The 17,714-nt window shown below is 52.1% G+C and carries 37 protein-coding genes; 18 read left to right on the top strand and 19 right to left on the bottom strand.

Features of this window, described 5'->3' with window-relative positions:
* The first annotated feature begins 325 nt into the window (after positions 1 to 325).
* Entirely contained in the window at positions 326 to 736 is a 411-nt protein-coding gene (locus D7S44_RS07935) for a right-handed parallel beta-helix repeat-containing protein (protein ID WP_120453665.1), read from the top strand.
* A 59-nt stretch (positions 737 to 795) separates the two neighbouring features.
* Here D7S44_RS07935 and D7S44_RS23985 read toward each other — a convergent pair whose 3' ends face one another.
* From D7S44_RS23985 to D7S44_RS23480, 4 genes are all read right to left on the bottom strand, one after another.
* Positions 796 to 1,239: a lysis protein gene (locus D7S44_RS23985; protein WP_371315472.1), complete on the bottom strand. Its 444-nt coding sequence runs from the start codon at positions 1,237 to 1,239 to the stop codon at positions 796 to 798.
* Positions 1,229 to 1,732 carry a lysozyme gene (locus D7S44_RS07925; RefSeq protein WP_120453661.1) on the bottom strand — a complete coding sequence of 168 codons (504 nt, stop codon included), beginning with the start codon at positions 1,730 to 1,732 and terminating at the stop codon, positions 1,229 to 1,231. Before D7S44_RS07925 ends, D7S44_RS23985 begins: the two co-directional genes overlap by 11 nt.
* Before the next feature lie 2 nt (positions 1,733 to 1,734).
* Positions 1,735 to 1,983: a class II holin family protein gene (locus D7S44_RS07920; RefSeq protein ID WP_120453659.1), complete on the bottom strand. Its 249-nt coding sequence runs from the start codon at positions 1,981 to 1,983 to the stop codon at positions 1,735 to 1,737.
* 147 nt (positions 1,984 to 2,130) lie between these two features.
* Positions 2,131 to 2,286: a hypothetical protein gene (locus D7S44_RS23480; RefSeq protein WP_158591229.1), complete on the bottom strand. Its 156-nt coding sequence runs from the start codon at positions 2,284 to 2,286 to the stop codon at positions 2,131 to 2,133.
* Between the two features lie 440 nt (positions 2,287 to 2,726).
* Here D7S44_RS23480 and D7S44_RS23285 point away from each other — a divergent pair, with 440 nt between their 5' ends.
* A complete protein-coding gene (locus tag D7S44_RS23285) occupies positions 2,727 to 2,972 on the top strand; it encodes a hypothetical protein (protein ID WP_147402087.1) in 246 nt (81 codons plus the stop codon).
* A 210-nt stretch (positions 2,973 to 3,182) separates the two neighbouring features.
* Here D7S44_RS23285 and D7S44_RS07915 read toward each other — a convergent pair whose 3' ends face one another.
* From D7S44_RS07915 to D7S44_RS07845, 15 genes are all read right to left on the bottom strand, one after another.
* Positions 3,183 to 3,965 carry an antitermination protein Q gene (locus tag D7S44_RS07915; RefSeq protein WP_120453657.1) on the bottom strand — a complete coding sequence of 261 codons (783 nt, stop codon included), beginning with the start codon at positions 3,963 to 3,965 and terminating at the stop codon, positions 3,183 to 3,185.
* Entirely contained in the window at positions 3,962 to 4,384 is a 423-nt protein-coding gene (locus tag D7S44_RS07910; RefSeq protein WP_120453655.1) for an HNH endonuclease, read from the bottom strand. The genes D7S44_RS07915 and D7S44_RS07910 overlap by 4 nt, the downstream gene beginning before the upstream one ends.
* Positions 4,381 to 4,986 carry a recombination protein NinG gene (locus tag D7S44_RS07905; RefSeq protein ID WP_120453653.1) on the bottom strand — a complete coding sequence of 202 codons (606 nt, stop codon included), beginning with the start codon at positions 4,984 to 4,986 and terminating at the stop codon, positions 4,381 to 4,383. The genes D7S44_RS07910 and D7S44_RS07905 overlap by 4 nt, the downstream gene beginning before the upstream one ends.
* Positions 4,983 to 5,264: a hypothetical protein gene (locus D7S44_RS24200; RefSeq protein WP_240629440.1), complete on the bottom strand. Its 282-nt coding sequence runs from the start codon at positions 5,262 to 5,264 to the stop codon at positions 4,983 to 4,985. Before D7S44_RS24200 ends, D7S44_RS07905 begins: the two co-directional genes overlap by 4 nt.
* Before the next feature lie 152 nt (positions 5,265 to 5,416).
* On the bottom strand, positions 5,417 to 5,653 hold the full coding sequence (locus D7S44_RS07890) for a hypothetical protein (protein WP_120453647.1): 237 nt from the start codon (positions 5,651 to 5,653) through the stop codon (positions 5,417 to 5,419).
* Complete coding sequence (locus D7S44_RS07885) at positions 5,646 to 6,101, bottom strand: YbcN family protein (RefSeq protein ID WP_120453646.1); 456 nt, start codon at positions 6,099 to 6,101, stop codon at positions 5,646 to 5,648. Before D7S44_RS07885 ends, D7S44_RS07890 begins: the two co-directional genes overlap by 8 nt.
* The gene (locus tag D7S44_RS07880; protein ID WP_120453644.1) at positions 6,067 to 6,291 is read right to left on the bottom strand and encodes a hypothetical protein; all 225 of its coding nucleotides are present in this window, start codon (positions 6,289 to 6,291) and stop codon (positions 6,067 to 6,069) included. The genes D7S44_RS07885 and D7S44_RS07880 overlap by 35 nt, the downstream gene beginning before the upstream one ends.
* A 15-nt stretch (positions 6,292 to 6,306) precedes the next feature.
* Positions 6,307 to 7,062, bottom strand: coding sequence for a hypothetical protein (locus D7S44_RS07875; protein WP_120453642.1), 756 nt, complete (start codon positions 7,060 to 7,062; stop codon positions 6,307 to 6,309).
* Entirely contained in the window at positions 7,028 to 7,264 is a 237-nt protein-coding gene (locus D7S44_RS07870) for a hypothetical protein (RefSeq protein WP_120453640.1), read from the bottom strand. Before D7S44_RS07870 ends, D7S44_RS07875 begins: the two co-directional genes overlap by 35 nt.
* Entirely contained in the window at positions 7,261 to 7,416 is a 156-nt protein-coding gene (locus tag D7S44_RS23475; protein ID WP_158591227.1) for a hypothetical protein, read from the bottom strand. Before D7S44_RS23475 ends, D7S44_RS07870 begins: the two co-directional genes overlap by 4 nt.
* Complete coding sequence (locus D7S44_RS07865) at positions 7,413 to 8,111, bottom strand: replication protein P (protein WP_120453638.1); 699 nt, start codon at positions 8,109 to 8,111, stop codon at positions 7,413 to 7,415. Before D7S44_RS07865 ends, D7S44_RS23475 begins: the two co-directional genes overlap by 4 nt.
* On the bottom strand, positions 8,108 to 9,052 hold the full coding sequence (locus tag D7S44_RS07860; RefSeq protein WP_120453636.1) for a replication protein: 945 nt from the start codon (positions 9,050 to 9,052) through the stop codon (positions 8,108 to 8,110). The genes D7S44_RS07865 and D7S44_RS07860 overlap by 4 nt, the downstream gene beginning before the upstream one ends.
* A gap of 59 nt (positions 9,053 to 9,111) precedes the next feature.
* Entirely contained in the window at positions 9,112 to 9,720 is a 609-nt protein-coding gene (locus tag D7S44_RS07855) for a GIY-YIG nuclease family protein (RefSeq protein ID WP_120453634.1), read from the bottom strand.
* A gap of 34 nt (positions 9,721 to 9,754) precedes the next feature.
* Positions 9,755 to 10,045: a CII family transcriptional regulator gene (locus tag D7S44_RS07850; protein ID WP_120453632.1), complete on the bottom strand. Its 291-nt coding sequence runs from the start codon at positions 10,043 to 10,045 to the stop codon at positions 9,755 to 9,757.
* Between the two features lie 124 nt (positions 10,046 to 10,169).
* Complete coding sequence (locus D7S44_RS07845) at positions 10,170 to 10,385, bottom strand: helix-turn-helix domain-containing protein (RefSeq protein WP_120453630.1); 216 nt, start codon at positions 10,383 to 10,385, stop codon at positions 10,170 to 10,172.
* A gap of 101 nt (positions 10,386 to 10,486) precedes the next feature.
* Here D7S44_RS07845 and D7S44_RS07840 point away from each other — a divergent pair, with 101 nt between their 5' ends.
* The 16 genes from D7S44_RS07840 (at position 10,487) to D7S44_RS07780 (ending at position 17,647) form a co-directional block, all read left to right on the top strand.
* Complete coding sequence (locus D7S44_RS07840) at positions 10,487 to 11,119, top strand: LexA family protein (RefSeq protein ID WP_120453628.1); 633 nt, start codon at positions 10,487 to 10,489, stop codon at positions 11,117 to 11,119.
* Between the two features lie 299 nt (positions 11,120 to 11,418).
* Entirely contained in the window at positions 11,419 to 11,583 is a 165-nt protein-coding gene (locus tag D7S44_RS23470; RefSeq protein ID WP_158591225.1) for a hypothetical protein, read from the top strand.
* A 7-nt stretch (positions 11,584 to 11,590) separates the two neighbouring features.
* Entirely contained in the window at positions 11,591 to 11,749 is a 159-nt protein-coding gene (locus tag D7S44_RS23465) for a hypothetical protein (protein WP_158591223.1), read from the top strand.
* A 44-nt stretch (positions 11,750 to 11,793) separates the two neighbouring features.
* On the top strand, positions 11,794 to 12,015 hold the full coding sequence (locus D7S44_RS07835; protein ID WP_120453627.1) for a hypothetical protein: 222 nt from the start codon (positions 11,794 to 11,796) through the stop codon (positions 12,013 to 12,015).
* A gap of 27 nt (positions 12,016 to 12,042) precedes the next feature.
* Positions 12,043 to 12,297 (top strand): protease FtsH-inhibitory lysogeny factor CIII, encoded by a 255-nt coding sequence (locus tag D7S44_RS24060; RefSeq protein ID WP_120453625.1) that lies wholly within the window; start codon positions 12,043 to 12,045, stop codon positions 12,295 to 12,297.
* Positions 12,298 to 12,403: 106 nt separating this feature from the next.
* Positions 12,404 to 12,715: a hypothetical protein gene (locus D7S44_RS07825; protein WP_120453623.1), complete on the top strand. Its 312-nt coding sequence runs from the start codon at positions 12,404 to 12,406 to the stop codon at positions 12,713 to 12,715.
* On the top strand, positions 12,715 to 13,533 hold the full coding sequence (locus D7S44_RS07820) for a PD-(D/E)XK nuclease-like domain-containing protein (RefSeq protein WP_120453621.1): 819 nt from the start codon (positions 12,715 to 12,717) through the stop codon (positions 13,531 to 13,533). The genes D7S44_RS07825 and D7S44_RS07820 overlap by 1 nt, the downstream gene beginning before the upstream one ends.
* Complete coding sequence (locus D7S44_RS07815; RefSeq protein WP_120453619.1) at positions 13,530 to 14,480, top strand: RecT family recombinase; 951 nt, start codon at positions 13,530 to 13,532, stop codon at positions 14,478 to 14,480. Before D7S44_RS07820 ends, D7S44_RS07815 begins: the two co-directional genes overlap by 4 nt.
* Positions 14,473 to 14,871, top strand: a complete 399-nt coding sequence (locus D7S44_RS07810; protein ID WP_120453617.1) for a hypothetical protein — start codon at positions 14,473 to 14,475, stop codon at positions 14,869 to 14,871. Before D7S44_RS07815 ends, D7S44_RS07810 begins: the two co-directional genes overlap by 8 nt.
* Positions 14,872 to 14,900: 29 nt before the next feature.
* Positions 14,901 to 15,071, top strand: a complete 171-nt coding sequence (locus D7S44_RS23665) for a hypothetical protein (RefSeq protein ID WP_167456958.1) — start codon at positions 14,901 to 14,903, stop codon at positions 15,069 to 15,071.
* Complete coding sequence (locus tag D7S44_RS07805; RefSeq protein WP_120453615.1) at positions 15,058 to 15,600, top strand: hypothetical protein; 543 nt, start codon at positions 15,058 to 15,060, stop codon at positions 15,598 to 15,600. The genes D7S44_RS23665 and D7S44_RS07805 overlap by 14 nt, the downstream gene beginning before the upstream one ends.
* Positions 15,597 to 16,217: a hypothetical protein gene (locus tag D7S44_RS07800; RefSeq protein WP_120453613.1), complete on the top strand. Its 621-nt coding sequence runs from the start codon at positions 15,597 to 15,599 to the stop codon at positions 16,215 to 16,217. Before D7S44_RS07805 ends, D7S44_RS07800 begins: the two co-directional genes overlap by 4 nt.
* Positions 16,217 to 16,876 (top strand): hypothetical protein, encoded by a 660-nt coding sequence (locus D7S44_RS23280; protein ID WP_147402086.1) that lies wholly within the window; start codon positions 16,217 to 16,219, stop codon positions 16,874 to 16,876. The genes D7S44_RS07800 and D7S44_RS23280 overlap by 1 nt, the downstream gene beginning before the upstream one ends.
* Positions 16,873 to 17,154, top strand: a complete 282-nt coding sequence (locus tag D7S44_RS07790; protein WP_147402085.1) for a hypothetical protein — start codon at positions 16,873 to 16,875, stop codon at positions 17,152 to 17,154. Before D7S44_RS23280 ends, D7S44_RS07790 begins: the two co-directional genes overlap by 4 nt.
* On the top strand, positions 17,151 to 17,408 hold the full coding sequence (locus D7S44_RS07785; RefSeq protein WP_120453607.1) for a hypothetical protein: 258 nt from the start codon (positions 17,151 to 17,153) through the stop codon (positions 17,406 to 17,408). The genes D7S44_RS07790 and D7S44_RS07785 overlap by 4 nt, the downstream gene beginning before the upstream one ends.
* A complete protein-coding gene (locus tag D7S44_RS07780) occupies positions 17,408 to 17,647 on the top strand; it encodes a hypothetical protein (protein ID WP_120453605.1) in 240 nt (79 codons plus the stop codon). The genes D7S44_RS07785 and D7S44_RS07780 overlap by 1 nt, the downstream gene beginning before the upstream one ends.
* Positions 17,648 to 17,714: the final 67 nt, after the last annotated feature.

The following is a 17,714-nucleotide window of genomic DNA, read 5'->3' as shown; positions in this document are numbered from 1 at the left end:
GCCACAACTGCTGCCCCTAACTAAAGAACCGCCTGATTCATAGCTGCTACTGCATGAATCGAAGCTGCTTGAGTTGCTGTAGTCATTGCCCACATAGATCGGGCTGATGGGGTTAAGCGGGTCCATCAGATCGCTGCTGGAGCCAGTGTTGCTTTGGTGACGACGGCGGCGCTCTTCTTCCTCGCGCTAGCGCTTACACTGCTGTTCGGTTTGATATGAAATATTTACTCCAGATAGTAAGGATTTCTATGAATTTATATTCATCACATATAAAATTTCCGTTTGTAACCACAATCCTAATAAAAGCTCATAAAGCGAGGTATCTATGCCTGTTACACTTACTAACTGCAACGTTTCTGAAAATGCCGGGGGTGGGATTTTCATAGGAAATGGCATACAAGCCAATATTTCCGGCGGCTCAATAATGAATAATGGTGGTAACGGCTTACATATCGAGGGGACCGGAGATGGTGTGGTTGTCGAGAATGTTTTAATAGCCCAAAACGAAAAACTCGGTGTCTTAGTTGTTCCACCAGCTAGCGAATTGTTTAAAGTGGGTTTTCTTCCTGAGACTCCTACCGAAGTTCTGACTGATGTTATGGCAACAGTTAAGAAGCTGAAGGATGAACCCATCGAACAAGTCACAGAAGCCATTAGAAGCTCAAATATTGAAAAATATCTTACTAAAACAGCGGAAATAGCGACTATTGCTGCCTTCTTCATGCCTTATGTTTAATTAATTATCAGGCGCACTCATAATGCGCCTTGTGCTTGTGATGGTTAGCAATGCCATACTTACCTCAAACATTGCTCTCTGATGTACTGCTGCAATCCGGCTATTTGCTTCCCTGCGACCTCGATTCGACTTCTGAGGGTGAAATAATCCCGTTCAGCGGAGTCAGTAAGTCCGGGGCTGGCTGCATCATCCACGCTGGCGGCGCCGGAGGTGGATTGCTTCGTGCAGATGGCGTTGAGCTGCAACCGGCGCTTGCCAGAAGCAACGTCACGCTCAAGCTGGTCGATAGTTGCCTGAGCATCAGCTAATTCCTTTATGTATTTGGCGTCGAGCGCGGCAACATCACGCTGGCGGACCTGCATATCGTCAATCGTCTGCTGGCGCTCGGTAGCCAGGCTGTCAGCGGTAACGTATTTGCCGTGGAAAAGAATTGCTAACCGGCAGACCGCAATGAGCGCCACCAGCAGCAGGCCAATAATTAATGCTCGCCAGCTAAATGTCATTTGGACCATCCGCAAGGCACATTGAACGCTCCATGTCGCGGCGATTCATCAGGCCACGAAACTTCATACCACCGGCATAGACCCAGCGGCGTAGCTCTTCACATGCACCATCCTGATCGCCTGCGTTCAGCTTCTTAAGCAGCGTTGATTTAGAGAATGCGCCAGATCCGACGTTGTATGTGAAGCTGTAGAGCGCAGCACGCTGATATTCATTAAGCGGCACTTTTACCAGACTATCGACGGTTTTCTTTACCGGCTGCAGGTCATTCCACAGCAAGCGATCACACTCGCGGTCGGTGTATTTCTTACCTTTGATGATGTCGTTACCGGTATGCCCATCACAGACCGTCCAGACGCCAGCCACATCTTTGTAAGGCACGTACACGCGCCCTTCCACCCCATCCTTGCCGCCGAGGAACACCGTAGCGATAAGCATGGCTCCGCCACCTGCAGCAGCGATCAGCTTGTTCCGCAGGCTCGTTGAGATAGCCATGATTATTCCTCGCCCAGTTTGCCGGAAGAAATGTAGCCACGTTCTTCCAGCGCTTTTATCTGTGCCAGAGATACTTTACGTTTGAAATAAACGTTAATGGCGAACGTCAGCAGTGCGACGACAATACCGGCTATGACACCAACAGCACTCCATTCGTCAGGACTGAGCCGTGTAAGCAACCCGTTGGCTACCGTACCGGCAGACGCGCCGTAGGCAACGCCAGATGCAAGTTTGCTCATATCAATACTCATGCTCACCTCCGTGATTACGGTCGGTGCTGTCAGTAGTCGATGAAAATGCGCCTCACCCATATCTGGCAAAGGTTAATTTGGATTGAATGGCTGGGCGCAGAAAAAGAAAAGGCCCGCCGAAGCGAGCCTTTTTTAACTTAAAGGGAGTCAGTCTTGTTCATCAAAAAGTGATTCCAAAAAACAGCGCTGATGTGGGCTTAAAATCCATCCACCCAGACGATCTGTTTTATTATCCTGCCTCTCTCCTTTTTCTTCATATCCATCCATGCTGTCCTTTCTCCCTGCCTGTAATTCCAAAAACATAGCTAAACCTTAACGTAAAAAAACCAATTCGTTATCAATGTTATAATCCCACACGTTATATTAACTAATGGGACGAATTTATTTTATACATCCTTAATCAGGCATAGCTCTAGCTAAAAAAGGTTAAAAAACCTGAAGTAAGAATGGTTCTTTCTTTGAAGCCCTGATTCACATCGCAGTACCAATGCGAAGAAGCCGCCTGAGCGCGGATTTTTAGGGATAAAAATCGCCCTCTGCCACAGGTCGCTAAACCGAATTGTGCAGTGATTGGCAGGGGCGGAAACAGAAAAGGCCCGCCGAAGCGAGCCTTTATGAATTTTTTACTTAATTAAAGTTAAAAGCTGTTTCAACTTTTGATTGATAGGCTAAGGCACATTTAAATCATTAAGCGGATATCATATAAATGGATCACTTTTTATACACAGCAAAGGATCGTTCAAATGCCACAATGTCAAGAATGCCGTAATGAAGCTACGCGCGTTTTAGTTGATTACATGCACAATGTAATCGAACCAAAAGTGTTTTTGTGTGAAACCCATGCGTCAGGTTCAGAAACCGAACTCTGCCCATGCTGCAATTCTTATGCTATTGAAACGTTGGACGAAAAGTTCAATGAAATTGAAATGCTTCCTGTTTATCCTGTCGGAGCACTTGATGACGAGGGTTGTTGCTCAGAGCATCCTTAATGACATCTCCCCCGAAGTGAGCTAACTCGCACCGCAATAAAATAATAAAATAAAAAAGCCCCACGGCATAAATCCGCAGGGCTTTAGTACCCACTTTAAGCTGTGGGCTGCTTTGTTTTGTTGCCGCTCAACAACAAGACGTAGCTTTCACTGTTAGGAATCGTATCCCCAGTTTCGGGAAAAGTAAATAGCCCGCTAAAAATTAATGGGCTATTTCATGCCGTGCGATGCAGTGACCTTATTCAGGGCTGCGTTTGCCCCAGACTCCTCAATTTCAAGTTTGCCAATCAGGGTTTCATAAAACGGCTTTACGCTCTTCTTCCATGTGTCCAGGCTGATGGCATCAGTAATGCCGCAAACCTCTCCGTGAGCCTCAGTGGATGGAATGCGCTCGTAACCACGCCCACAGCAGCGCTTACAGTCGCCCATGACAGGCACGCCCTGCAGCTCCGTCTCTTTGCGCATTACCGCGCGCCCTCGCCCGTTGCAGTCCCGGCACGCCGACGAAACGACACCCTTCCCGCCGCACTGCTTGCACAGTACGCGCACGGTCTCTTTAACGTTTCTGGTATGCCCGCCGGAAAGCGGTGATTTCATCGAAAACACGTTCGCCTCGATAAAACCCATCGCCTGGCAACATTCGCACGGCTTCACACTGGCGGCGCTGCGGCAATAATCCATGTACGCGTAAGTTGCGAGCATTTGCATCACGGCTGGTTTAATATCTGTATCGAGCTTGCGAAGGGCGGCAACCCGGTCGCAGGTCTGCAGTGCAAATTCAGTTAACAGGGATACGGCGCGTGCGGCGTCGTTCTCACTTACTCCCACTTTCCCCATGAAAGCAGCGTAACCCAGCGGTGCGCGCGCCATAGCCATACCCATTGCAGCAATGTAATCCGTGCCGGTCATCGTGTCGGGCGATGTCTGAGGCGCTGTGCCGCTGAAGTTCTGGCCCTTAGGAAAATGGTACTTCACTGTTGCTTCAAGGCTCATGCTGCTTGCTCCTTCTGATACTTTTCGAACCAAAAAATCACCGGCTTTTCGACTACTTCAATAAGTCCAAATCGTTCAGCAGTGCGAAAGTTAACGCTGCTTCTGCGCCCGCGATCGGCCTGCAATGACACCTGCTTCCTGAACATCTCAAGCGAGTAGGAGGTTTTAAGAAGGTTGCATGGCGCGCATGCCGGGAACAAATTATCCAGACAATCCGCCCCTTGGTTGAAAACTTCACCTGTGGCCTTCAGCTTAAAAATGCCTTTTGCTGCCGCCTTCATGCATTGCTCTGTAACGCGAAGAACTGCCTCAACGTGATCGGCGTGCCAGCCCTTTTCAGGCAGTTCGCATCCGCAGTATGCACATCGTCCGCCAAACTTCATGCGCAATGCTCCGCGTTGTTTAGGTGTCAATTTCATGCTGCCTCTCTCTTCTTAATCAGCTCTTTGGTTTTCTGCCGGTAGTGCGCCGCCAGCTCCTGCAACTCTTCCCGCGTCCACTTCTTCAGCTCGTGCGGCCCCATTAGGCGATCGAACGCAGCCTGGCCGATTTTGGCAACGAGCCGCGGCTTGTACTCGCCAATGTTCCCGGACAGGTACGAGTTGCAGTGCTCACACTGGAGATGACAGTTGGTTTCGTCGTAGCGGGTTTCCTTGCTGGCGCCCACCGTTCGGTAATGGCCCGCATTCATTTTCGCGCCGGTGTCGCGGCCACAACTGATACACGGCTGCCCGGCGTCGCGGGTGCGGATGTAAGCGTTGAAGGCTGTCTGGGCTTGCTTATGGAAGTAACTGAGGGGCTGTACTGCTAACTTGCGGATTTTGGTGTGGCGCTTTTCCTGCTGTGTCTCTTCTCTCCGTCGTCGCTCTGCTTCCTGTTTCGCTTTTTGCCGGTCTTTCTCCCGCTTAGCCAGTGCGATTATGGTTCCGCAATCTGCGCTGCACCACGTTTGATTCTGGAAGCCAGGATTGAACCATTCGCGGCAGTCAGGGTTTTTACAGCGTCGTCTGATCTTCCTCATCGCTCTCTCCGTGCATTCGAAAGTTTGCGTCTTGCATCCAGCCAGCGCAGCAACGGGCGCAGGCATATACCCATCCCGGCAGTAAAGGCGCACCACAACCAGCGCAGCTGATAACGGACATATCGCCCGATCGCGTGGAACGGGAGGTAGTCGAAGTGCTCGTAATACCAGGCGTCTTCTTCACAGATTTCACAGTTAACCCCGAATCGGTATTTGTCCTCACTGGTCAGCACGGTGATGCAGCTGCAGCAGCGCTTAATGCCAGCATTTGTGCTCATATGTCGAGTCTCTCCGTGGTTCTCGGTTTCCTTCAGGCAGCAGCGCGCTGACCAGCCAGAGGCGAGGATCGAGGGCGAGTGTCTTTTTGGTCTGGATGTTGCGGGCGGCGTAGCGGGAAAGGAGTTCTTTTGCAGTTTCGGTATCTACTGGATCATGAGTGAACCACGTTTGCCGCATGGCTTCCCCCGTTCTTTTTCAGATATTCAGGCCAGTGTTTTTCGAGTATGCGTTTCGGCACGCGTAAGCCGAGCCCCATAACGTTGGCTTTGGTTCTCAGCGTGCTGAGCGGTTTGTTGATCGCACTGGCAATAACCTCCGGCGGAACCTTTCCGGCCACGCGCTCAACGTATTCAAGTTCCTGCTGTGTCCAGGTGCTTTTTCTACCCATTTTGTTTGTCCTTCAGTTTCATGTATTCGCTGTCAGCCGGGACCGTCAGCCTGCACCCTAAGTTCAGCGCCCAGCCTTCCACCTGCGTGAGGTAGAAATGCATGTCGCCGGTGTCGAGGTCTGAAGTGTGCTTAAGCGATCGGATGACTGTTGTTTCCCCTGTCACCACATCGACCATTTCCCGCTCCACGTAGCCGAGGTAGGTGTGCTTCATCGCGTCTTTTACCCACTCAGGAGAGGCAAAGTCTTTCCCGCGCCGGATGAGCCAGTCGCTGATTTCGCTGTACCACATGTGGGATAAGGCGTTCTGGTTGAGGCTGCGCTTCTCGCGCCACGGCTTGATGATCAGCCGGTAGGTTTCGCCAGAGTCGAGCATGGGGAGGATTTGTTGCCCGATGGCGCTGAAGTTCGATTTATGAAGGCGTATGCCGTCCTTCGGTATCTCCATCAACAACCTCCTTCAGTTGCTGAATGATTAGCCGCATATCATCCTCAAGGCGACCGACAGCGCGGTCAGAAAGCGGGTTGTCACCGCGATGGACCATGAGGAGTTGCTGCTGGGCGTTTACGGCGTTGATATAGGCGTTGCAGATCTGGCGAAATTGCCGTTTTGAAATGGTGACTTGTTTTCCGCTCAATTATCCTCCTGCTCGCTAAACTGCAAGTTGCAGCTGCATGTTGAACTTATCCCGTTCGTCGCAATAGTTGAGCGATCCGGGGCTGTTATGCGATTCGATTCGCTCTACCATCAGCGCAGCACGAGTCTCCTTTGATGCCGGGGCGTAAGCTCCTTTCCAGGCTTTGTCGATGCCGATGTTTCTCGCAACGTTGGTACTGTCAGCGCTAGCCAGGGGTAGCTTCGTGAATATCTGCGGGTTGAGCATGCGTAGACCGTGGAGCTTAGCGATCGGCTGTCCGTAATCGTCGGTAACGTGCCGGATCAGGTCTTTCATCCGCGCCACAGCGAGATTTGGCCGCTTAACGTCATATTCTCCGCAACTGCCTATCGCCACCCGCGGATACTCGTTGCAAAGCCGGATAAAACGTTCGTCGCTCTCGTTCATGTGCCATACCGGTACGCCGTAGAAATCGCCGTGTGGCCATTCATCCAGTAGTGCTTCGTTCTCTGCTTCACCGCCGTCGATAACGTCAGGAATGATCGCAAAATCGAAACCCGGATGGTTTTTCCAGCGCGCTACAAATTCGTAGTAGTCGCTCCAGTCGATTTTGTTTCGGCCAGCTGCTTTCCATGCAGTAAAAGCGCCGTTATCGAGAGCGAATGACTGGCAGTATTCAGATGCGAGGTTAATCTGGCTGGGATGGGCAAAAGAGATGAATGCGTGTCGGGATGTCCAGGCTTTGAGAGCGCAAGTGTCAGGTGTTATTGGTCCGCCATGATAGTGGATCATTTTCCCCTCCGATTTTACCAACGCCTGCATCCATGATGGCGTCATGCGCCTCTTGCGCAAGGATGCCAACGGCTTCAAGCCGCGCCTGATACTGCTCCGGTGTCAGCGTGCCCTTTTGGGCGAGATTCATGATCGCCAGCGTCAGGTTGCGCGCCTGGCGAAGTTTTGGTGGCTCGATGACGAGCTGGATAACCTGCGTCATGCTCTCGCTCCTTCCCGTCCTGCCAGCCAGAAGAAAAACGCGCGATCGACAACCTCATCCTGATAGCCGAGATGCGAACGGGTCATGCTGTGCTTATCACCGTGCACGCTTTGATAAAAACGTTCGAAGCTGCTGCGGATGCTGTCGCTCATGATGGTCTCCCTTTCCTGACGAGTGCCTTCAGCCGGGCAATGTTGTCCAGCGCCTTTTCGCTGGCTGTTGGCATGTAGAGCTTTTCCAGCTGCGCGCGCGGTGGCGGAATTTCTTCGCCCGACTCGATGCGCGATGCCATCTTTCGAAGCTCGGCGCGGCATTTGGCGCGTAGCTCAGACTCGGAGAGGTTGTTGGCGCGCATGGTGCTGTACAGGCCTGTGACCATCCAGTAGGCGGCATTGCTTTCCCACGGGTAAGCTTCGGGGCTGTCGATCAGACCGCGGCGGGCGGAGTATTTCATCACCATGTCATACAGGCCGTCTTCGTCCGGCAGACCAGCGGAGCGGAGTTCGCCCTGTTTGCACCATTGGATGAACTGCCCTGGCGACGGCCAGAACGGCGAGCCACTGGCGCGAGCGTGCTTCATTCCTGCTGAAAGCTGCTGCTTTGTGCTGATCCCGTTCTCTGCGAAAGCGATAACCCACTGGCGCTTAGCCGAGGCTTCGTCGCGCGGGTCTTTAAGTGCAGTGCTGACCGATGCAGGGAAAACCTGCTTGAGGCTCATGAACAACATGTCGACCAGGCGCTCAACGGTTTCGTTAACGCCACGGTCTACCGGCTGCGGGGCGTCACCTGCCATGCGGGCCAGCGCGCTGCTGTCACGATTGTTTATTGCGGCTACGAGATTTCTCATATGAAATTTTCCTCCCACTCTCTGCGGTCGTTCCAGTGCGGAACCTGCTGCTGTGAACTGGATGGCGCGTTGCGAACCGGCTGGCTCATTTGCGCTTTAAGGGTCGCCCACTGCTTGCGCAGCTTTGACGGGCTGAGGATGTTTGTCTGCCAGAACTGATTGCTGTTTGCCCAGGTGAAGACCTCGCAGATTTCCCGGTGGCTGACAGTCAGGGAGTCGCGCATCAGGCGGATGTCGTTTGCCCAGGCGGGCCAGTTGGGTTGCTGCGCTGTCGGGGTGATCACCTGAACCCGGCTGAAAATCCACTGAGCAGCCAGAAGGTCGTCAGCGGTTCCCCACTTGTCGCCCTTCGGTGAATGAACCGCTGCATCAGGACGGACTACAGGAAGATTCTTCGGACGTTCGTCAGAGGATTCGTGAGAATTCTCGGACGTAGTGTTTTTAATATTCTTGTTTTTATATTCTTGTTCATGATGCGCGCTTTTATGCTCGCCTATATGCGCGGGGTCTACCGCTGAAGCCTTGCTACGACTGGCTTCTTTATGCGCGGACATATGCGCGGTGTTATGCGCGGGGGTTGAGTCTATTTTTTCAGCATATTCGGCATAATTCAGAATGGTGATCAGCGTGCCTTTGCGTCGCTCAGCCCGCACCGAAAGCATCTCTTCCTTCTCGAAAAATGCCAGCATCCTCTCTACTGCATGGCGACTCGTTGGCTCTCCATTTCGGTCGCAAAGAGACAAGCCCAAATCCGCTGATGTGGTTACCAGTTGCCCGATTTCCAGTGGCCATCTATGACCCTTAAAGTTTGCCGTATATGGCTGCCTGGCTGCGTCAATGAGAAGGTTCTCCCACAGTGTTCTGAGAAAGACATCCTTTGCCCAAGGTTGCTTTTTGACGCTCCGGTACAACGGGATGTAACCATGCTTCTGGTTTTCCATCCTGTTGCTCCTGAATTGAGCTGTATGTTGATCAGGGAAAGAAAGAATCCTTGCTGTACTCATTGCTCACCATCCTTAGATGGCTTCACTAAAGCGAAGCTCTCCCCTGTGTATACGAAGGTTCCACCTTCCTGCGTAAGATGCCTCACCAGAGAGGCTCCAATGTAAGCCAGTGCCCAGTAAGCGTTTCCTTTGCTGCCGAAGGCACTAATTCCCATTTCTTCCAGCATGAATTCCGTATCGTGCGGGAGGAAGTAATCGTCAAAGGTGACGAAATTGAATTTATCGACAAGCTCCTCTACGGACTTCGCCTCGCCAAACGGCAAGCACCGGCGGCACTCGGTGAGTATTTTCTCCAGGGAGCATGCAAAAAACTCCCGAGTTTGTGAAACCCGAAAGCGAGACAATGACTCGTGGATAATTTTTTCGTCCCGTTCAGGGTCTGCAGAAATGAATTTGGCCTCTACGACAAAATCAGTTGGCGAGCCAGAAGACTTCGATAGCTGGCCTGCGCGCTGATTAGGATGAATTCTTGTCAGGCCAATTTTGTACATGCCTGGCATTGAGGGGTTGGAGAGTACATAAACCCAGCCCTTCGGATTAAAATCTGCCGGGAAAGGCAGGCTTTCACCTGCTTCCATATTCAAAAGCGATTCAATAAGTGTCATAATTACTCCTGTGAATTGATCCAGTCTTTTCGCATCAGGCCTCAAAGCTGTTAGCGCAGCTCGGGGCCTTTTCTTTGTCCAGAATCAGGGCCACTTCCTTCGCCACGGCTTTAGCGAGCTGGACCGCGTCGTCGTCAACAATCCCGTATTCCAGGATGTCGATAGCCATAGACATTTGGCGGAAAAAATTCTTCTTCATGCGGCTTACCTGGTACTCCGCAATCCCCAGCTTTTCGGCGAATGTCTTCTGACTGATAGACGCCAGCTTGTTCAACAACACCGACTCAATCCGGCGTGCGTTCTTGCTTTGAGTTGCATGTTCCATCTTGGATAATTCCTTTGTTGGTTAGTTGGTTGCGTGACATTGCGGTGAGCAAGTCACTAGGGTTTTTCACCAGACACCTTCGCGGCATAGGGTGAGGGTTCAGATTGATAAAGAGCGGTGTTTCTTAAGCAGCTTTGATTACGTTGCGTCCGTACATTAACCAGGTAGGTTCGCACTGAAGCGCGTTAGCCAGCTCAAACAGATAGCGGGTTCGCTTGGTGGTGCCAGCTTCAATCGACTGGATGGATTGCTGTTTCATGCCAACCATTTCAGCCAATTGCGTCTGGGTCAGATTCAACTCCAGGCGCTTCTGTTTGAGGCGTTGAGAAAATGTAGTCATTTTATTCACCTCCACAGTTTTATCTGTATTCTCTAACAGCTATTTCTGTTTGTCAAATACAGGTTTGCCTGTGAGGATTAAGGGCAAATGGAGAGGAATTTATGAGCCTTGCAGAACGCGTTAAAAAACGAAGGTTAGAGCTTGGCCTGACCCAAACGGAGTCGGCAGAAAAAGCGGGCATTAAACAACAGTCCTGGGCTAGTATTGAAGATGGTAAGACTCTCAAGCCTCGTAATATCGTTGGTATTGCAGAGGCATTAAGATGTGACCCAGCGTGGCTTATGAATGGCGGTGTTATCCTCCCGGTCAGCGAGGTCAATACAAGGAGGATTCCATTGGTAAGCTATGTCCAGGCTGGCGCTTTAGCGCATAAAAGCCCTATAGAAGCCTTTGATGGCAGCTTCGAATACGTCATGACAGACATGGACTGGTCGCAGTACACCTTTGCTTTGCGGATTATTGGGGACTCTATGGAGCCTGATTTTCGTGAAGGAGATGTGATTATTGTCGACCCCGAAGTGGAACCGATGCCCGGTGAGTTTGTTGTTGCTAAGAATGGCGAACATGAGGCCACCTTCAAAAAGTACCGGCCCACTTTCGTCGGACATGAAGGTCAGCAGCATTTTGAATTAATCCCGCTGAACAATGACTATCCGATAATGAACAGCGCAGAACGACATATTCAGATCATTGGCACCATGGTCGAGCACAGAATTTACCGCAGGAAACGATAATCCCCTTCTTCAAAAGCCGCCGAAAGGCGGTTTTTTTACGCCCTCACAAAAATAAATTTGTATCAAATACAGATTCATACCGATTTCATATCCACTTTTACAGTTTTACCTGTTGACGATAATACAGTTTTATCTGTAGCCTTAGACACATCAGCAGGACGCTGTAGCAGTACGAAACGGATAGCAGCTCTTTAACAATCTGGTGTTGTGCCACCTTATGCCGAGAAGGCGTCTGGTGTGGAAAATGTCAGTTTCAGGTCGTTTTACAAGCGGCCTGAGCCGGACAAAGAGAGGTCGATATGAACGCAAGAGAACGTTGCCGGGCGCGTCGTCATGCGCGACGGGCCGATGAACGCAGCATTTTAGCTGCAACGGGTGCTAACTATCGTGGCGGCAGCATTGATCCGCTTTATAACGCGGGTAACCGCAAGGTTCGCAAAGACGCAACGCACATCATTAAGTGAGGTAAGGATGAGCATTGAATTAAAAGACACTATTTCAAAACGGCTTGCCGGAGATAAGCGTCGCTGGCGTCGTCGTCAGCGACAATTTGCGAAGCGTCGCGCGCAGCAAGGTGATGTTGCCGGAGTGACTCACTTTTTACGTAGTGCGAGAAACATCAAAAGATAGGCCGCATAAGCGGCTTTTTTTACGCCCAAATTCAGGAGAGCGAGATGAGCAAAGAAACTGGCGGATGTGCGTTTCCTTTTGTGCCACATGACGGCACCGAATGGAACCAGGTTGAATTCGGGATGACGCTGCGCGACTACTTCGCAGCCAAGGCTATTCAGGCATCGTTACCCGACCCGGCATATTCCACTTGGGACGCTGAGCGACATGCTCGGCGTGCATACAGCGTAGCCGACGCAATGATCGCAGCGCGCCGTATAGAGTGAGACCGCAATGGCCTGTTGCGACAGGTCATGACGGTGCATTCGCACCAGACGCGTAATGACGTTACGAGAGATTTGCGCTTTTGGCTCCTGCATTCCTGCAGGGGCCATTTTTTTAACTCACTTAATCGAATTAAGGAACCCACGATGAACTACGCATTCGCGGGCTGCCCCATCGTGGGCGCAGTCCAGCTAAAAGAATCTCAACTCGACCGACTTGTCCGCCGCCTGCGCGCCGGGCTGCGTTCTGTTATCGACACCCTGAATCAGAGAGGCCAGCCATGAAGATTCGCTATTTCCAGAAAGCGCAGGAGCTTTCACGAGAGGCCCATCTGTTCGGCGACAGCGCCAAGTGGGCTATGGCAATGCTGCTGTTACGGAGAGCGCACCAGTGAAACTTTCATGGCGAGCAAAACAGGAAGTCGAAGAGATTATCAAAAACCTCTCTGAGACCGATTTAGAGCGCATCGGCGAAGAAGTCGACGCGATGATGGACCAGCACAAGATAAACCCGCTGATGATGAAGCTGTGCGAGTTCCTGCCGAAGCATTTCGATTATCCCGCGGTCGAGATGGTCGACGAAGACGATGAGCAGTACGAAGCCGCCGAGCATTTCCTGCGTGATGCGATGGTAAAAGTCGCGAAGCGGGAAATGGCGATTGGGATTTACTGTCAGCGACACGGAAATATGGAGGCTGCCTGATGGAGCCTGGCATCTATTTCGACATCAGCAACGAGGACTACCACCGCGGCCCCGGCATCAGCAAATCGCAGCTGGACGATATCTCCATTAACCCGGCCATCTTTCAATGGCGCAAAGAAGCGCCCGAGGACGAAGAGAAGAAATCTGCACTGGATATGGGTACCGCCCTCCACTGCCTGCTGCTTGAGCCCGAAGAATTCGATAACCGCTTCATCGTGGCACCAGAATTCAACCGGCGCACTAACGAGGGAAAGGCGAACGAAAAAGCTTTTTTGAAAGACTGCGCCGGGCTGGGTATGACGGTTATGGACGCCGAAGAAGGTCGCAAGCTGAAGCTTATGCGCGCCAGCGCCCTCGCCCACCCGGCCGCGCGCTGGCTACTGGAAGCTGAAGGCCATCAGGAGGCATCAATATACTGGAACGATGAGCAGACCGGCGAGCTTTGCCGGATCCGGCCAGACAAGTTTCTTTCCGGCCAGCCGGTCATCGTCGACGTGAAAAAAGTGGCTGATATGACCCGCTTTGCCCGCCACGTTGAAGAGTTCCGCTATCACGTTCAGGACGCCTACTACCGCGAAGGCTTCAGTAAGCACTTCGGCGAGTACCCGCTTTTCGTGTTCATCGCCGTCAGCGAGTCGATCGACTGCGGCCGGTACCCGGTTCGCACTTTCCAGCTGAAAGAGGACGACGTTGCCGTGGGCTACGACCTCTTTCGCCGCGACCTGGCCACCTATCACGAATGCATGCTTACCGGTAACTGGGGCGGCATTGAAGAAATCACGCGCCCGGACTGGGCCAAAAGAAAGGATTACGCATGAACAATGAAATTATCACGGCGCCGGTCAACGAGGCCGACACCAAAGCGGCCATTTTCAGCCCTAGCGGTCTGCAAAAGCTTCAGGCATTTGCCGATGTCATGGCTAAGGGAAGAGCGACAGTTCCTGCTCATCTTGCCGGTAGTCCTGCTGATTGCATGGCTGTAGCCCTGCAGGCAGCGCAATGGGGTATGAACCCTTATGCAGTGGCGCAAAAAACGCACATCATTAACGGCACGCTGGGCTATGAAGCACAGCTGGTAAACGCCGTCATTAACTCAATGGCTCCGACAAAAGACCGAATTCACTATGAGTGGTTCGGTCCGTGGGAGAAAGTTATCGGTAAGTTTGTAGAAAAGACCTCTCAAAAGGGCACCAAATACATTGCTCCCGGATGGTCTCTGGCTGACGAAGCGGGCTGCGGGATTCAGGTCTGGGCGACAATGAAAGGCGAGGATGAGCCTCGCGTTCTGCAGCTTCTGCTTTCACAAGCCCAGGTGCGGAATTCAACGCTGTGGGCCAGCGATCCGAAGCAGCAGCTTGCTTACCTGGCTGTTAAGCGCTGGGCACGCCTCCACTGTCCTGACGTCATCCTCGGCGTTTACACCCCTGATGAGTTTGAGCCAGCGCAGCGCACGGAACGCGACGTCACCCCGGCGCGCAGCCGCGCAGATCTGAACAACCTGATTAACAGCAAATCTGAAGAACCGAAGCAGGAACGCCAGGTGAACCCGGAACCAACCACCACCACCGCAGCGCGCACGCCGGATGAGTTGCTTGCCGATTTCACTACCGCTGCAGCTGAAGCGGAAAACGTTGCCGGTCTGGACCGCTGCTACAAATACGCGGCACGCATGCTTGCGAACGAGGCTGACACACTTGAAAAAGCCACTGATGTTTACCTGCTTCGCAAAGCAGAGCTGGACGAGGACGGGGCCGCCAATGCGTAAGCTCGCACAGTATCGTCGTAACACCCACCCCAACAGCGGCTTTAAGGAAAAGGTCGCATGGCAACTTTCTAAGGGACCACGTACAGGGCGCGAATTAAGCGCCCTTTTTCATATGACGCTCGGCGAGTTTAACGGACTGATGCGCGGCTGTCTGCGCGGCAAAACTGTCGTTATCGAAGCCAGTAAGCCTGTGCCGGTCGATGGCTGCACCGACTTCACTTACACGCTGGTTAGCACCCGGCGCATCACGCGCTCCCATCCCGAAACCATGATTGTCAGCCGCCGCTCATTCGCAGAACGCGGCGAGGACAAGCGTCAGCAGAACATCATCGCAGCTGAGAAGCGCGCCCGGCTCATTAGCCGCGGCTGGTATCCCGGCTGTCTGGAATAAATTCGCCGTCATTGGCGCAGGAGATGAAGATGAGTGGACATTGCGATAACTGCGGTTGCCGTAAAGTTTCCGGCTACTGCACTAACTGCCAGGAAGAAGCCTATATCGTTTTCGAGCAGGCACCAGAAATGGAGTTCAGCGAAGAGTTTATGCAAAAGGCATGGGAGCAGCAGAAGGAGGTTTCTCGTGAAAATCACTGAAAACGAAATGCGCGGCCTGCTGGCCGGTAAGTGCCTACCGTCAGATATTCTCGTTGGCGAGAATCTGGCTGCATATTTGGTACGGAAATTCGCCGCCCTGCAGCAAAAGCTGGATACAGCAGAAGCTAAGCTGGAAGCCGCCAAGTCTGTTAAAGAGAGCTGGAAAAATAGAGCCTGGACAGCTGAAGAAAAACTGACAGAGCAACAGCAAAAGCTGGATGCGCTGGCGGCTGAGAATGACGCGTTGAAGGAGTTTCCAAAGCAGATTCTGAAATTCCTCAGGACATTAGGGTCTAGCGAAATCGGCAGCCAAACATTTGGAAAGATTGAAACCGCCGTATGTCGCATGAAAACCCCATTCACTGACGACATCATCAACCAGCAGCGCGCCGAAGGCATCATCATGTTCGCCAGTAAGCAGCTGGCAGCCGCCGGCGATCTGGAAAGCACCATCACCCTGGAGCGTTTGATGCTTGATGCAGAACAGTTCGCCGGGCAGCTGCGCAGTGGTCAGGAGGAGTCGAAATGAAAGAGCAGATCGTAGTTATGTACGAATCGCCGGAGGCAGCAAGCATTCAGACGATTACGGGATGGGTTGATCGCAACGGTCGTTTTTGGGGTAAAGACGAAGACATGGCGCGCTACGCCGGTAGCACGCACCGCATCTGTCCGAACAATCCCGAACACGGCTCTCGCGAAACGAATGGTTATTGTGAAAAGTGCCATTCAGAAAATCGTCAGAAATACTTCGCCTCTCTGGAAAGAAAAGCTTGGTCAGGCGAACCGCTCGTTATCTTCGACGATGACACCTACTTTTTCGACGTTGAATCCCTTGCGGATCATTGCTGGGAAAATAACGTTCTGCCGAGTGAGCTACAGCTGCTTATCTGCGAGCCGAATTACCCACGCGAAATCGACATGATTGATCATTGCGAAGAGATTATCCCTGACGGCGGCGACCATCATGATATTCCCGAAGCGATCTGGCAGGCAGCGGAAGCACTGAATAAGGCCATCCGAGAAAGCTCGCCTATCTCATGGTCAGGAGGCAAAGCTGCGGCGATCGTATCTGATGACATTCTGGCAGCCGAGCAGAAGGCTGAAATTTTGGCTGAGCGCGCCAGCGCCGGTAAGGATGGTGAGTGATGGAAAGAACGAATAAAGGTGAAATCATCCTCGGGCCAATTTTGGACTTACGCTTAAAGCCAGGCATTGAGCGCATCCGTAATGGCAGTATTCAACAATTCGGTCTTCGCATCGTTAGGGGCGGAAAAGAAATCCAAGCATGTGACTTTTCTATTAAACCAAGCGAAAGACATCACTACGCACTCGAAATTGAAGGTAAGTGGATGTGGGTTAATGGCTGTGGTCACTGCAATCAGAATGGCGAAAGAATGTCATACGTGGTTTGCGATGAGCACGACCGTTGCCAGTGCTGCAAAGTTAAGCGCGATGAAGCAACTAAAACGCCTCCTCGTAGTGAGTGGGATAAAGGTGGTGCGGTATGGGGTTCGTGTGATGACAACGGTATATGGGGATGGATGTGCCATACATGCCACGAAGCCAGAGAAGCCGAAAAACGTTCTGAGGCGTTGGCAAGAATAGTCCCTGATGAAGATTTCGATGAATGGGATTTCTATCATGCTGACTCGGCCAAGTGCCCATGGTGCAGCGCGGAGATTTGCACAGATGAAAGTTACGATGCTGATGATGAGTCTCATGAATGCGATGAGTGCGGACATTCTTTCTCATTAACTGCCGAACATTCTGTTTCATGGACCACCAAGCGCGTGGAGGGTGAGTGATGGGAGCTAAAAAAGTCTGGGATGGCCGTCAGTTGCCAGAGGTAGGCGACGAAGTTCTGATCCACCTGGCAAGCTCGAACAGTTGGGAACGTCGTGAGGTGTCAGGCTTTAAGATATGGCCGCATCTGGAGGGCGACGGCGCTTATCATCGCATCTTTGTAAAGGTCTTCTCTGTTCAGGATGGAAAGCGCATACCTAACGAACGGCTTTTAAAGGACATTCGCCCGATTTTCTGGCGCGACGGCGAAGAGTACAACCCTACTTCAGAGGCCTCATGATGCAGACATTTACGGAAGAGCAGAGAAAGGCGCTGATTGGGCGTCTGAATCAAATCGCAGAGAATCTGAAATGGCATAACGCGGCATACGCGCAGGATGTTCTGCTGGCTGTTGATGCTCTGAACGCCACCGCGCCTCAGCCTGTGAAGCGCCCCGCCACGAAGTGCATCGGGTGGGTGCGTGACGCCATACATGAGCATGACGCGAAGTGGATTGAAGCAATCCGCGCGGCCGGTCACCAGGTGGAGGAGTGATGGTCCTGAATAAAGAAGAAAAGGCCTGGCTAAAGAGGGCTAATAAAGTTTTGGCTGCCTGCCCTCCTCGCTTGCGATTTTACGCTGGCGGTGACTGTTCGGTGGTCATTATTGACGGAGATCATGTCGCTGAGATTGACGAACAAGGCGGCGACCCGGTTAGGGTAGCCTACGCTAATGGGTGGATTGCTGATGAAGTGCTGGAGTTCACCAGTCCTGTTTCCGCCGTGTGTTTTTAACATCCATGCTGGCAGTATCGCCTAAATCCTCCACCAATTGACCCCTCCCCCGCCCTGATATACTGTT

Origin of the sequence: Pantoea piersonii (assembly GCF_003612015.1) — a bacterium.
Classification (GTDB): domain Bacteria; phylum Pseudomonadota; class Gammaproteobacteria; order Enterobacterales; family Enterobacteriaceae; genus Pantoea; species Pantoea piersonii.
This window is presented reverse-complemented; position numbering and strand designations above follow the sequence as displayed.